This is a genomic window from Nocardia vinacea NBRC 16497, from assembly GCF_000308835.1.
In the GTDB taxonomy this organism is placed as follows: Bacteria; Actinomycetota; Actinomycetes; order Mycobacteriales; family Mycobacteriaceae; genus Nocardia; species Nocardia vinacea.
Genome location: NZ_BAGN01000039.1, coordinates 28490 through 43352 on the forward strand (window position 1 = coordinate 28490; position 14863 = coordinate 43352).

At 66.9% G+C, this 14863-nt stretch carries 3 protein-coding genes and 1 pseudogene; 3 read left to right on the top strand and 1 reads right to left on the bottom strand.

All coding sequences use genetic code 11. The features are described from left to right. Positions 1 to 31 precede the first annotated feature (31 nt). The 3 genes and pseudogenes from ON44_RS04560 to ON44_RS04570 all read left to right on the top strand — a co-directional run. Positions 32 to 10711: pseudogene (locus ON44_RS04560) on the top strand (amino acid adenylation domain-containing protein); the annotation flags it as partial. Positions 10712 to 10986: 275 nt separating this feature from the next. Further along, positions 10987 to 11976 (top strand): alpha/beta hydrolase, encoded by a 990-nt coding sequence (locus ON44_RS04565; RefSeq protein WP_174414991.1) that lies wholly within the window; start codon positions 10987 to 10989, stop codon positions 11974 to 11976. A 258-nt stretch (positions 11977 to 12234) separates the two neighbouring features. After that, positions 12235 to 13485: an Nramp family divalent metal transporter gene (locus tag ON44_RS04570; RefSeq protein WP_051181516.1), complete on the top strand. Its 1251-nt coding sequence runs from the start codon at positions 12235 to 12237 to the stop codon at positions 13483 to 13485. Between the two features lie 61 nt (positions 13486 to 13546). On the opposite strand, the gene ON44_RS04575 is transcribed toward ON44_RS04570, so the two are convergent. Further along, entirely contained in the window at positions 13547 to 14575 is a 1029-nt protein-coding gene (locus tag ON44_RS04575; RefSeq protein ID WP_040686536.1) for an SDR family oxidoreductase, read from the bottom strand. Between the last annotated feature and the right edge of the window lie 288 nt (positions 14576 to 14863).

Here is a 14863-nt window from a genome sequence, read left to right on the forward strand (position 1 = left end):
CACAACGTCGGCATGAGGACGCGGTGACCAGGTGACGCGCCAGGCTCGGGTGCGGCCGGCTCGGACAAGGGCACAGCGGACGCGCGTCATCACCCTGCCGCAGCTGATGGCGGCTGCCGTCGAAGCGAATCCCGGCGGCCTCGCCGTCGTATTCGCCGATGCCGATGCCACTTCCGGCGGGCTGAGCTATGCCGAGTTGGATGAGCGTTCGACCCGGCTGGCCCGGCTGCTCATCGATCGTGGTGTCGGACCGGAGGATCTGGTCGCGGTGGCCGTGCCGCGGTCGGTGGATTCGGTGCTCGCGGTGTGGGCGGTGGCCAAGACCGGCGCCGGATTCGTGCCGGTGGACCCGAATTATCCGGCGGATCGGGTCGCGCACATGCTGACCGACTCCGGTGTGAGCTTCGGCTTGACCGTCGCCGCGGTCCGCCGCGACCTGCCCGGCAGTATTGTTTCCAGCGACCTGCAAGCAGTCGCAAGCGGTGTTGTTTCGAGCGACCTGCAAGCAGTCGCAAGCGGTGTTGTTTCGAGCGACCTGCAAGCAGTCGCAAGCGGTGCCGAATGGCTGATGCTCGACGACCCGATCACCGCGCAACAGCTGCAGCGGTATCCGGTGGACCGGGTGACCAATCAGGATCGGGTCCGCCCACTGCACGGCGCACATCCGGCCTACGTCATCTACACCTCGGGCTCGACCGGCCTCCCCAAGGGCGTGGTGGTCACCCACCAGGGACTATCCGGCTTCTGCGATGAACAGCGGACCCGATACCGGGTGACGAGCGCCGCCCGGACACTGCATTTCGCCTCGCCGTCCTTCGACGCGTCGGTGCTGGAACTGCTGTTGGCATTGGGTGGCGCGGCCACCATGGTGGTCGTATCGCCGACCGTCTACGGTGGCGCGGAACTGGCCGAGGTGCTGCGGCGCGAGCGGGTGACCCACGCCTTCGTGACACCCGCGGCCCTGGCCTCGGTGGAGCCCGCCGGACTCGACGAACTGCGGGTCGTGGTGACCGGTGGTGAGGTCTGCCCGCCGCAGTTGGTGCGGCGCTGGGTATTACCGATCGCGGGCGGGCTGCTGCGCGAATTCTTCGATGCCTACGGTCCGACCGAGGCCACCATCGCCACCAATATCACCGCGCCGATGGTGCCGTGGGAGCCGGTGACCCTCGGCTCGCCGATCCACGGCATCGCCGCCTATGTGCTCAACGATCGGCTGGTGCCGGTGCCGAACCGGGTGGTCGGCGAACTATATGTCGCCGGTGCGCAACTCGCGCGCGGCTACCTCGGCCAACAGACGCTCACCGCGGCCCGATTCGTGGCCAACCCGTTCGAACCGGGCACCCGGCTCTACCGCACCGGCGATCTGGTGCGCTGGACCGCGACCGGTGAACTGGAGTATCTCGGCCGCAACGACACCCAGGTCAAGATCCGCGGCTTCCGCATCGAACTCACCGAAATCGACGCGGTACTCGGCTCATACGACCATGTGGATTTCGCGGTCACCGTCGGGCACGAACTCGACAGCGGTACCACCATATTGGCCTCCTATGTGCACCCCATCGATGGGCTGACCGTCGATATGGCGGAGCTGAAGGCCCTGGTAGAGCGGAAATTGCCAGCGCATATGGTGCCCGCGTGCATCACGGTGCTCGACAAGGTGCCGCTGACGCCCATGGGCAAACTGGACCGCAAGGCGCTACCCGCACCGGTACTCGAGGCCAAGGTGTTCCGCGCACCCGCGACACCGGTCGAGGAGATCGTCGCGGGCACCTTCGGTGATGTGCTCGGTGTCGCGCGCGTCGGACTGGACGACGACTTCTTCGAGCTCGGCGGCAATTCGCTGCTGGCCACCCAGGTGACCGCACGGCTGGATGCCGCGCTGGATACGCAGTTGGCGGTCCGCGATCTGTTCCATGCTTCGACGGTCGCCGCCTTCACCGCCGTGGTCGAACGCACCGCCGGATCCGGTCGGAGTCGGCCGCGGCTGGTCGCCGGGGAGCGGCCCGAACTGATTCCGTTGTCGCTGGCGCAGCAGCGGTATTGGTTCCTCAACCAGTTCGATACCGAGACCTCGGCGGTGGACAATATTCCGCTCGCCGTGCGACTCACGGGTGAGCTGGATGCGGCGGCGCTCGGGCTGGCCATCGGCGATGTGCTGTCCCGGCACGAGGTACTGCGGACCACCTATCCGAGCATCGGCGGGCGACCGCATCAGGTCATCCATCCGGTGCCGGATACGCGGTTCGCCATGGTGCCGGTCGATGTGGCCGAGGACGAACTGGTGCGTCGGCTCATCGACTTCGCCGTGCTGACCTTTGATGTGACCGTCGAGGTTCCGGTCGCGGTCACGCTGTTCCGCCTGGCGCCGCGCGAGCATGTGATCGCCCTGACCGTGCACCATGTCGCGGCCGACGGCGCATCGATGGGACCGCTGGCCCGCGATCTCATGGTCGCCTATGCCGCGCGAATGCACGGGCAGGCGCCGCTGTGGCAGCCGCTGCCGGTGCAGTACGCCGACTACGCGCTGTGGGAGCGCGAGGCGCTAGGTGACGAGGACGATCCGGAATCGCCGGCCGCACAGCAGATCGCCTACTGGCGACGGACGTTGGCGCAGTTGCCGGACCAGCTGGAACTGCCGACCGATCGCCCGCGCCCGCCGGCCCAGTCGTTCCAGGGCCGGTCGGTGCGGTTCGAGATCTCGGCGGATCGGCACGCGCAACTACATGCGCTGGCGCGGGCCAATCACGCCTCGCTGTTCATGGTCGTGCATGCGGCGCTCACGGTGCTGTTGGCCCGGCTGTCGGGCACCGACGACATCGCGGTCGGTACGCCCATCGCGGGTCGTGGCGAGCGCGAACTCGATGATCTGATCGGCATGTTCGTCAACACCCTGGTCTTCCGGACGCGGGTGCGTCCCGGTGATAGCTTCGCCGCCCTGCTCGCCGACGTGCGCGAGCGCGATCTCGAGGCCTTCGCCAATGCCGATGTGCCCTTCGAGCGAATCGTCGAGGCGCTGAATCCGGTCCGCTCGATCGCCCGCAATCCGCTGTTCCAGGTGGGTCTTTCCTTCCAGAACCTGGCCGAGACCACCCTGGAGCTGCCCGGACTCTCGGTTGCCACGGTCGATTTCGATCTGCAGCTGGCCAAGACGGATCTGCACATCTCGCTGGCCGACCGCTATACCGACGAGGGTGCGCCCGCCGGGATCGTGGCGAACTTCGGCTATGCCACCGACCTGTTCGACGAGGCGACGGTACAAGGATTCACCGACCGGTTCGTCCGGGTGCTCGATGCCGTGCTCACCGATGTGTCGGTGCGGGTCGGCGAGATCGAACTGCTCGCCGGTGACGAGAGTTCGCGGATTCTGGCGGGTTGGAACGATACCGCGCGCCCGATCGATGCGGCCATGACGCTGGTGTCGCTCCTGGATGCGACGGTGGCCGCCGCACCGGATGCGGTGGCGGTGGTATCCGATCAGCCGGGGCACAAACTCAGCTACGGCGAACTCGATGCCAGGGTGAATCGGCTGGCGCGGTATCTGATCGAGCGCGGTGTGCGCCCGGAGGACCGGGTGGCATTGGGCATCCGCCGGTCCGTCGATCTGATCGTCGCCATGTACGCGGTGGCGAAATCCGGTGCGGCGTATGTGCCCATCGATCCGGATCAACCCGCCGAACGCGTCGAGTACATCCTGCAAACCGCACAACCGGTCTGCCTGCTGAGCTCCGTGCACGACGGCTTCCACACCGACGCCGTCGACTCCGTGACGATCGATGAGCTCGACCTGTCGCGCTACTCGGACGCCCCGCTCACGGCCCACGAACGCCGCGGTGCACTGCGGCCGGGGAATACCGCGTACGTGATCTACACGTCGGGTTCGACCGGGCAGCCGAAGGGCGTCGCGGTTCCGCACGGCGCGGTTGTCAATCAGTTGCTCTGGGAGACGGCCGAATTCGGGCTCGGAGCCGATGATGTGCTGCTGCTCAAGACGGTCGCCACCTTCGACCTGTCGGTCTGGGAGTTCTGGACGGCGGCGGTATGCGGTGGCACGGTGGTCGTCGCCGCGCCGGACGGTCATCGGGATCCGGCCTATCTGAACGAGTTGATGGCGCGCGAGTCGGTGACGACCCTGCACGTGGTGCCGTCGATGCTGGACGCATTGTCGACCGGTCAACTGTCGCGATCGCTGCGCCGGGTGCTGGCCATCGGTGAGACGCTGCCGGCCGCGACCGCGCAGCGATTCCGCCAAGGCAACGCCGCGGACCTGTTCAACCTGTACGGCCCTACCGAGGCCGCCGTCTCGATCACCAACCATCGGGTGACCGACGCCGACGCGGTTACGGTGCCGATCGGTGGGCCGGAGTGGAACAGTCATGTCTACGTATTGGACTCGCGTCTGCGGCCGGTACCGGTCGGCGTATCCGGCGAGTTGTACCTGTCCGGTGCACAATTGGCGCGTGGCTACTTCGGGCGCACCGATCTCACCGCGGAACGGTTCGTGGCCAACCCATTCGAATCCGGTGCCCGGATGTACCGCACCGGCGACCTGGTGTCCTGGAACGAGCACGGTGAGCTGGAGTACCACGGCCGCAGCGATTTCCAGGTGAAGATCCGCGGTTTCCGGATCGAACTCGGCGAGATCGAGACCGCGCTGCTAGCCCGGCCCGAGATCGCGCAGGCCGCGGTGCTCGTCAAATCCGATGCGCGGATCGGTGATTGGCTGGTGGCGTATGTCGTACCGGCCGACGAGGCGACCCCGGTCGTGGTCGCCGAGCTGAAGGCCGCGCTGGCCGCGGTGCTGCCGTCGTACATGATGCCCAATGCGTTCATCACGCTGACGGCCTTGCCGCGCAATGCGAATGGCAAGCTCGAGCGCGCCGCCCTGCCCGATCCGGAGTTCGAGACCCAGGTCTTCCGCGCGCCGGCAACACCGGTCGAGGAGATCGTGGCCGGTGTCTTCGGCGATGTGCTCGGCGCGGAGCGCGTCGGGCGCGATGACGATTTCTTTGCCATGGGCGGTAATTCGCTGCTGGCGACGCAGGTGGCGGCCCGGGTCGGTGACGCGCTGGATACCAAGGTGCTGGTGCGCTCGATCTTCGAGACGCCGACCGTGGCCGGACTCGCCGCCAAGGTCGAAACCCATGCCGGTTCCGGTCGGCGACAGCCGCTGCTGGCCGGACTGCGGCCGGAGCAGATCCCGCTGTCGCTGGCGCAGTTGCGGATGTGGTTCATCAACCAGTTCGATCCGAGCTCGGCGGCCTATCACATCCCGGTGGCGATCCGGCTGTCCGGCGAACTCGATATCGCCGCACTGGGTTCGGCGGTCGAGGATATGGTGGCGCGGCACGAGGTGCTGCGCACCGTCTACCCGCAGACCGCCGACGGTCCGGTGCAGGAGGTGCTCGCACCCAACGAAGTGCCGATCGATCTGGTCCCGATTCCGATCGCGGAATCGGACGCGGTGCAGCAGGTGCAGCAGATCGTCGCGGCGGGCTTCGATGTCACCGTCGAGGTGCCCTTCCGTGCCACTCTGTTCCGGCTCGAGACCGGTGATCACATCCTGGTGTTCGTCGCCCATCACATCGGCGCCGACGGTTGGTCGATGTCGCCGCTGGTCCGCGACGTCATGCTGGCCTACTCGGCCCGCAGCGCGGGTGAGCTGCCGTCATGGTCACCGCTGCCGGTGCAGTACGCGGATTTCAGTGTCTGGCAACGCAATGTGCTCGGCTCCGAGGACGATCCGGACAGCCTGATCTCGGTACAGGCCGGATACTGGCGCACCGCACTGGCCGACCTGCCCGACGAACTGAACCTGCCCGCGGACCGGCCGCGCCCGGCGCTGCGGACCTTCGCGGGCGGTCGCACCGAATTCGAGATCGACCCGCTGGTGCACGCCGGGCTGGTGCGCCTGGCCCGCCGACACAACGCCACCATGTTCATGGTGGTGCACGCCGCGCTGTCGGTATTCCTGGCGCGCATGTCCGGCACCGCCGATATCGCCATCGGCACCCCCGTCGCCGGTCGCGGCGCGGCCGAACTCGACGACATGATCGGCATGTTCGTCAATACGCTGGTGCTGCGGCTCCAGGTGCCCGACGACCGCACCTTCGGTGATCTGCTCGCCGATGCCAAAGACACCGACCTGCAAGCCTTTTCGCACGCCGACCTACCGTTCGAGCGACTGGTCGAGCTGCTGAACCCGCCCCGCTCCACGGCTCGGCACCCACTGTTCCAGGTTTCGATGTCGTATCTGAACCTGCCGACCAGCACCTTCGAACTGCCCGGCTTACGCGCGGAGACCTTCGATTTCGCCGTCGACACCGCGAAATTCGATCTCTCGCTGACCATGTGGGCACCCGGTTCCGCCGAAGAGAGCCTGCGCGGTGAGTTCACCTTCGCGCGAGACCTGTTCGACGACAAGACGATCGAGATGTTCGCCGCCCGGTTCACCCGGCTGCTCACCGAGATCGTCGCGCGGCCGGATGCCCCGATCGGTGACCTGCGGCTGCTCGGCGCCGCCGAAGAGCAGGCGCTGACACCGGTGCGGCGCGGCGATACGCCCGCCGTCCGGCTGCTGCCGGACCTGCTGACCAGCGCGGTCAGCGTCGATCCCGAACATGTCGCGGTGCGCACCGCCGGTCGCTCGATCTCCTACCGCGAACTGGACGAATACTCGTCGCGGCTGGCTCGGGTGCTGATCGATCGCGGCGTCGGCCCGGAGAGCCTTGTCGCCCTTGCCTTCCCGCGTTCGCTCGAGATGGTCGCGGCGTTCTGGGCCGTCGCCAAGGCCGGTGGCGCGCACGTGCCGATCGACCCGACCTATCCGACGGACCGGATCCGGCACATGGTGACCGATTCCGGTGTGGTCCTCGGCATCACCACCTCCACCTACACCGAGCGGCTACCCGACGAGTCGACCGAGACCAGCTGGTTACAGCTCGACGATCCCGCGATCCACGCGGCCGTGGCCGGTAAGTCGCCATCGCCGATCACCGACGCCGAGCGGCTGCGCACGCTGCTGCCGCAGCATCCGGCGTACGTGATCTACACGTCCGGGTCGACGGGCGCACCCAAGGGTGTCACCGTCACCCAGGTCGGCATCGGCGCTGCCGTCGAGAACGCCAGCGCGGTGTTCCAGCTCGGTCCGCAGCATCGGTTCCTACATCTGTGCTCGCCGAGCTTCGATCCGTCGATTCTGGAGTGGCTCTGTACCTTCCACAACGGTGCGACGCTGGTCATCGTGCCGTCCACCATCCTCGGCGGCCCGGATCTGACCGCGCTGCTGCGCACAGAGCGGGTCACGCACGCGATCTTCACCCCCGCCGTGCTCGGCACCGTCGAACCGGCCGGTCTGGACGAATTCCGATTCCTGTGCTGCGGTGGCGATTCCAGCTCGCCCGAGCTGGTCGCCAAATGGCAACCGGGACGGCATTTCATCAACGGCTACGGTCCGACCGAGGCCACGGTGGCCGCGTCCTGGAGCGAGATGATCGCCGGACAGCGCATCACGATCGGCGGCCCGGTGCCGGGAACGCCGATGGTGGTGCTGGATTCGCGGCTGCGCCCGGTGCCGCCGGGTGCGGTCGGCGAGCTGCATCTCGGTGGCACCGCGCTGGCACGCGGCTATCACGACCGCCCGACACTGACCGCGGAACGTTTCGTCGCCGATCCGTGGGGTCCGCCCGGTGCGCGGATGTATCGCACCGGCGATCTGGTGCGCTGGGTCGGCGAACCGGGTGAGTGGGAGCTCGAATACGTCGGTCGCACGGACTTCCAGCTCAAGATCCGCGGTCTGCGCATCGAACTCGGTGAAATCGATGCGGTGTTGCGGGGGTACGAAGATGTCGAGTTCGCCGTCACGGTCGGTCGGGAAAACCCAACGGGCGAAAAGATTCTCGTCGCCTACGTGCTTCCGGTAGCGGGGCGGACCACCGATACCGGTGCGCTCATCGAATACGCCGCGCGCAGTCTGCCTCGGCATATGGTGCCCTCGGCGGTGGTGGTCCTCGATCACGTGCCGCTGACCCCGGTCGGCAAGCTCGATCGCGCGGCGCTGCCCGTGCCCGCGCTCGCCCCGCGCCCCTATTTCGCGCCATCGACGGTGCAGGAACAGGCCGTCGCCGACGTATACGCCGAGGTACTCGGCATCGACCTCGTCGGCTCCGATGACGATTTCTTCGCACTCGGCGGCAGTTCGCTGGCCGCCATGCGCGCGGTGAACAAACTGCGCGAGCTGACCGGTATCGCGGTTCAGGTGCAGTGGTTCTTCACCGATCCGACCGTCGCGGCGCTCACCCAGCGCATCATGGCCGCCGACGAAACCGAGACCTACGAATACGGATTGAACGCCGAGGCCGCACTCGATGTGCTGCTGCCGATCCGCCACGGCACCGGCGAAGCGCTGTTCTGCATCCATCCGATGGCCGGATTGTCCTGGTGCTATACCGGTCTCGCGCAATATCTGCCCGCCGACCGCTCGATCTTCGGTGTGCAGTCGCCCGCACTGTCCGAATCCGACTTCCGGCCGGATTCGCTGGATGCCATGGCCCGGCGCTATGTCGAGGAGATCCGCGCGGTACAGCCCGAGGGGCCGTACCGGCTGCTCGGGTGGTCGCTGGGTGGTGCGCTGGCCCATGCGGTCGCGGTCGAATTGCAGTCCGCGGGTGCGGAAGTCGCCATGCTCGCCATGCTGGACAGCCGCACCGGCGGCAACATCGCCGACTTCTGGGCGGAGCTGCGCTCGGCCTTCGCCGAACTCGGCATCGGCCCGGACATGCTGGGCGACAGCAATATTCGCAACCTCACCGAAGAGGCGCTCGCGGTACTGTATGCCAACATTCCGCCGGAACTGGCACTGCTGACCCCGGAACGCCTGCGTCAGAGCTACCGTGGCGCGGTGCGCTCGGTGGAGCTCGGAATCAACCATCAGCACAAGGTTTTCCACGGCACACTGGACTTCTTCAGCGCCACCGGCCACACCGCCGAATCCCGGGCCTGGCGGCCGTATGTCGACGGCACGATCAACGAGCATCCGGTCGAGGCAACCCATGAGCTGATGACGTCTCCGGCGGCCTTCGCCGAAATCGGACCCGTCCTGGCCGCCTTGCTCACCGAGCCCGAGCCCCCGGTCGAGAATGCCACGGAGCCAGCCGAAGCCGAGGCCCTCGCGCCGGTCGGGTACGCCGCCGCACCGGAGGGATATGAGTACGCGGCACCGCTTGCCGATCCGGCCGCGTTCGACCACGACTACCCGACATCGGTCCTGGTCCCGGTACATATCGATATCCCGGAACCGGCCGAGGACGCGGCACCGACCGGTGACCTGCCCCCGACGGTCGAGGCCCCGGTACTCGAACTCGACGACGACGAACCCGAGATTGCCGTCCAACCCGAGCGCGCCCCGTTCGCGGTCATCCACGACGACGATCCGATCGAGTACGCCGTCCCGCACCGCCCCGACGAACCCGACGACACCCCCATCCCGCTGTCGCTGACCCCGAATGCCGTGCGGCTCTTGGAGTCCGGTGTCGAACTGCGCGTCGTCACCCTCGAGATCCCGCCCAACTACTCACCGGAAGCGGTGCAATTCGCCGTCGATACGGTGCTCGAACAGCATCCGATGCTGTGGGTCCGGCTGCACCGTGACCGTGCGGGCGCCGATCCGGTCTTCGAAATCCCGGCTGAGGCGCAGCGCGTCGACGAGGCCTTCCTCAGCCTGGAATACGGCATCGAGCAGACCCCGCCGCCGGTCGACGATGTGGTGCGTGCCGTCGCCACGGAACTCGATCCGGTCCATGGCCGCAATATCCGCTTCGTACTGGTCGGCGGCCGCGAGGTGCCCTCGACCATGGTCATCGTCGCCAATGGCCTCGTCGTGGACGACACCTCCTGGCGCACCATCGTCGACAAGCTGTCGTTGGCCTGGTCGCGCGGCAGGCACCGCTCGCCCGCTGTCCCCGAGGCCGGACTGTCCGACCTGCTCCGGGTGCTGTCCGAGGGGGCGAGCGGCCCGGCAGCAATCGAGGAAGTGGCGTGGTGGCACCACACCTTGAGCGCGGTCCCCGCCGCCAAGGCCGGTGTCACGAACAAGAACCTGCGAGCGCGGCGCCGGGTCTCGCTGACCATCACCACCGAGGGCACCGCCGCCGTCGTCGCCGCGGCCGCCGCGCACGGTGCCAGCGTCGACGAAGTCCTGCTCACCGCGCTGGCGATCGCACAGATCACCTCCGCGGGCGAAACCGTCACCGAGGCCATGGGCCCGGTGGTCCGGCTGCCTGCCGATAGCCGGTCGATGGCCGAGACCGATACCCTCGTCGGCGCCTTCACCACCGATTACCCGCTCCCGCTGCAACTGGAGGGGGCGAACATCCAGGAGGCGCTGGTCGGTGGTCGGGCGGCGGGTATCGCGATCGAGCAGGTCAAACGGCTCACCGGTGCCGTGCCGTCCTATGGCGTCGGTTACGGCCTGCTGCGCTATCTCAATCCGGATACCGCCGCGGCCCTGACCGCACTCCCCGCAGGCCGGTGTGCCTTGCGCTATCGAGATCTGCGCCCGGCGCGCGTGCACACCGACGCACCGACCACGGATCTGCTGCTCGATATCACCGCCGACGCCACTGCCGAAGGCCTGCTCGTGCGCTTCGACTACGCGGCCGAGGTATTCGGTGGTGACGAGGTCAAGACCTTCGCCGAACACTGGATCCGGGCACTGGGCGGGCTGGCCGAATACGGTCAGCGATATCCGGGGCGACCATGATCACATTCCGGCCGCTGAGGCATGATGGAGCAACATTGCGGTAACGATGTCCACTATCGTCACGACTAAATAGGCCGTATGGTCGGCCGCGGTGCATGCCCGCGGTCAGGGGAAGCCCTCCCGTAATCACGATACGAAGTGAAGGTGTGAAATTGATGCGTAGTCTGATCCGGCGTCGCGGCACACGTGCGGCGGCGGTGATCGCGGCAACCGCGGTATTCGCGGGAGTCATGTCCGGCTTCGGCGCATCTACCGCGACGGCTGATCCGATCATGGATTCCAAGACGCTGCTGGCGAACCCGGTCGCGCCGGACGGCTCGAAGATCACCAAGGCCGAGTACAAGGACGACCGCAGCATCCGCCTGTACGTCTACTCCGCGGCCATGGACCGGACCTTCCCGGTCGACGTGCAGCGCCCCGCCGACGCCTCGGCGCCGCGTCCGGTGCTCTACCTGCTCAACGGTGCGGGCGGCGGTGAGGACAGCGCGTCCTGGGTGGCCAAGACCGATGCGCTGAAGTTCCTCGGCGACAAGAACGTCAATGTGGTCCAGCCCATCGGCGGCAAGTGGAGCTACTACACCGACTGGATCAAGGACGATCCGGTACTCGGCCGCAACAAGTGGAAGACCTTCTTCACCGAGGAGCTGCCGCCGCTGATCGACGGCGCGCTCGGCACCAACGGCACCAATGCCATCGCGGGCCTGTCCACCTCGGGTACCACTGTGCTCGCGCTGCCGATCGCCAAGCCGGGCCTGTACAAGGCCGCCGCGGCCTACAGCGGTTGCGCCCAGACCAGTGATCCGGTCGGCTCGGAGTTCGTCAAGCTGACCGTCGAGACCTGGGGCGGCGGCAATGTCGACAACATGTGGGGCCCGGTCGGTGGGCCGGAGTGGGTTGCGAACGATCCCTACGTCAATGCCGAGGGTCTGCGCGGTACCGATCTCTACATCTCGACCGGCAACGGTCTGCCCGGCCCGTACGACACCCTGGACGGTCAGTACGCCCTTCCCGGCCCCGGCGGTCTGGCCAACCAGATCCTGATCGGCGGCGTCATCGAGGCGGGCACCAACTACTGCACCAACAATATGAAGGCGAAGCTGGATTCGCTCGGCATCCCCGCCACCTTCAACTTCCGTCCCAACGGCACCCACTCCTGGGGCTACTGGAACGACGAGCTGCACGCCTCCTGGCCTACCCTCGCCAAGGGCCTCGGCCTCTGAGCTGATCCCCGCGATCTGGAACCGACCGCTCTGATTGTGACCTTGCGCACAGTCGGACGGTCGGTATTTTTTTGGTCGTGCGTTGGGCGACGCCTGGTTTCTGCAGTACATGGGTAACTCGTCGGGGACGGGCTGAGCCAAACGAGGTCCAACCGGCAGCCGCCGATGTGACAGTTGTGGCACCTGAGTCTGGCCTGAAGGTTCGGGGAGGCGGGGGAGTCTAAACAAAAAGTTCGGGAAGCCGTAAAATTCTGTTCTATGAGTACAACCCTGGTCGAGTCGGCGCGGAACGCGACCACTCGGGCGAGATCCGTCAGCGTCTTGCTCGGTCCGGCCTTCGTAGCGGCCATCGCCTATGTCGATCCAGGCAATGTGGCGTCGAATATCAGCGCGGGCGCCCAGTTCGGCTACCTACTCGTGTGGGTCATCGTGATGGCCAATGTGATGGCCGGGCTGGTGCAGTTCCTGTCGGCGAAGCTGGGGTTGGTCACCGGTATGTCGCTACCGGAGGCGGTGCGGTCCAAGTCGAGTCGTCCGGTGCGCCTTGCCTATTGGGTGCAGGCGGAGACCGTCGCGATGGCCACCGACCTGGCCGAGGTGGTCGGCGGTGCGATCGCGCTGAAGCTGCTGTTCGATCTGCCGCTGCTGGTCGGTGGCGTGATCACCGGTGTGGTTTCGATGGCGCTGCTGCTGGTGCAGAACCAGCGCGGGCAGAAGCCGTTCGAGCGGGTCATCACCGGTCTGCTCGCCATCATCGCCATCGGCTTCCTGGCCAGCGTGGTGATTTCGCCGCCGTCGGTCTCCGGCACCGTCGGTGGTCTGCTGCCGCGGTTCCAGGGCACCGAAAGTGTGCTGCTCGCGGCGGCCATGATCGGCGCGACCGTCATGCCGCATGCGGTGTACCTGCATTCCGGGCTTGCCCGGGATCGCCACGGCCAGCCCGAGATCGGGCCGTTGCGGACCCGGCTGCTGCGGGTCACCAGATACGACGTCGGACTCGCCATGGTGCTCGCGGGCACGGTCAATATGGCCATGCTGCTGATGGCCGCGAATACCCTGCGCGGCCGCGAGAATGTCGACACCCTCGAGGGTGCGCATGCCGCCGTCGGCGATGCGCTCGGCCCTGTCGCCGCGCTGCTGCTCGCGATCGGCCTGCTGGCCTCCGGTCTGGCATCGACGTCGGTCGGCGCGTATGCCGGGGCGATGATCATGGAGGGGCTGCTGAACCGCAAGATTCCGCTCTTGGTTCGGCGGCTGGTGACCCTGATACCGGCCATCCTGATCCTGGCGGTCGGCATCGATCCCACTCGCGCACTGATCATTTCGCAGGTAGTGCTGTCCTTCGGCATCCCCTTCGCCCTGATTCCCCTGGTCCGCTTCACCAGCGACCGCATACTGATGGGCGCCGACGTCAACCACCGCGTAACCACCAGCCTGGCCTGGCTCGTCGCCATCATCATCAGCCTGCTGAACGTGGCCCTGATCTACCTGACCGTCACCGGCGACTAGGCGAACAGCGTGCGCTGCGCATAGCCCGTGTCGAAATACTCGATACGAGCGGGCGGGCGGATCACACCCAGTTCTCGATCCAGTACTTCCAGATCACCGGCGCATAGGCGGCCAGGGGCGGCACCTTGATGTCCGTGCCCGCCAGTGCGGCGGTGGCGTTGCGGCAGTCGAACCAGCAGCTGAATTCGCTGTGCTCCAACACATCCTGAGGGACGCCGACGCGGGGGAGCAGCCAGCTCGTGCCGGGGACGCGCAGCATCATCTCCAGTGTGCGCTTGGGCATCACCTCCACCAGATGCGGCGCACCGGCCTCGTCGGCGAACAGATTCAGCGCCTCGGCCGCGCTCTGTCGGCGCGGATCGGCCAGGTGGTAGGTGGTGTGGTTCGAGTCGGGCCGGTGTGCGATGTGGGCCAGTGCGCGAGCCACGAAATCGACCGGGACCATATTGGTTTCACCCAGCTTCGGCACCAGCACCGGCAGGATCCTCGGCAGCTGCGCGGCCATCCGCAGCAGCCGGAAGAAATAGTAGGGCCCTTCGATTCGATCGATTTCACCGGTGCGCGAATGCCCGATCACGATCGAGGGCCGATAGATCCGCCAGTCCAACTCGGATTCGCGCACGATCTTCTCGGCCTCGAATTTCGCCCGCTGCATGGGCGAACTCGGCACCGGCCCCTCGTCGAACATGTCCTCGGTGAACAGGCCGCCGTCGAACCCGCCTGCCACATCAACCGTCGAGACATGGTGCAGCAGAGTGGCTTTCAGCTGCTCCGCGACGTCGACGACATGCCTGGTGCCGCCGCCCCGTTCGGTGACGTCATAGCTCGACGCCAGATGGAAGACATGTTCGATCGACCCTCGATGCTCGGCGATCCACGCCGGATCGATACCGAGCCCGGGCGCGCCCATATCCCCGCGCACCGGCCGCACCCGCTCGCCACCCATCCACTCCCGAGCACAACAGGTGTACCGGTCCGCCGAATCGCCCCCCGGCCGGACCAGTACATGAATATCCCCATCCCGTTTCAGCAGCTCGGGAATGAGAAATCGACCGATAAACCCAGTTGCTCCGGTAACCAGGTAAGCCATAGCCGATCAACATAGTCGCTCGTGCGGTCGCGCTTGTGTCCGGGATCACGCTCCGCCGTCGGGACGTCGCTGCACCTGTGGGCCAGCTCGGTCCCCCGCGCATCACTCGCCAGGCAGCGGCAGCCGTGGGACGCTGACGATCCCGGACCGAGCTCGGTCAGATGCCCGCTCGTCGACGAGATCAGTCGGCGAAGACCGGCTTGCGCTTGGTGAGCATGGCGGTCGCGCCCTCGAAGAAGTCGGGGGATTGGAGCAGTTCGCTTTGGCCGCTCTTTTCGGCGGCGAGGG

What these genes read in the sequence shown, in the direction of transcription:
- ON44_RS04565 (WP_174414991.1), top strand. Translation starts at nt 10,987, where the DNA reads ATGTCCGGCTTCGGCGCATCTACCGCGACGGCTGATCCGATCATGGAT.
- ON44_RS04570 (WP_051181516.1), top strand. Translation starts at nt 12,235, where the DNA reads ATGAGTACAACCCTGGTCGAGTCGGCGCGGAACGCGACCACTCGGGCG.
- ON44_RS04575 (WP_040686536.1), bottom strand. Translation starts at nt 14,575, where the DNA reads ATGGCTTACCTGGTTACCGGAGCAACTGGGTTTATCGGTCGATTTCTC.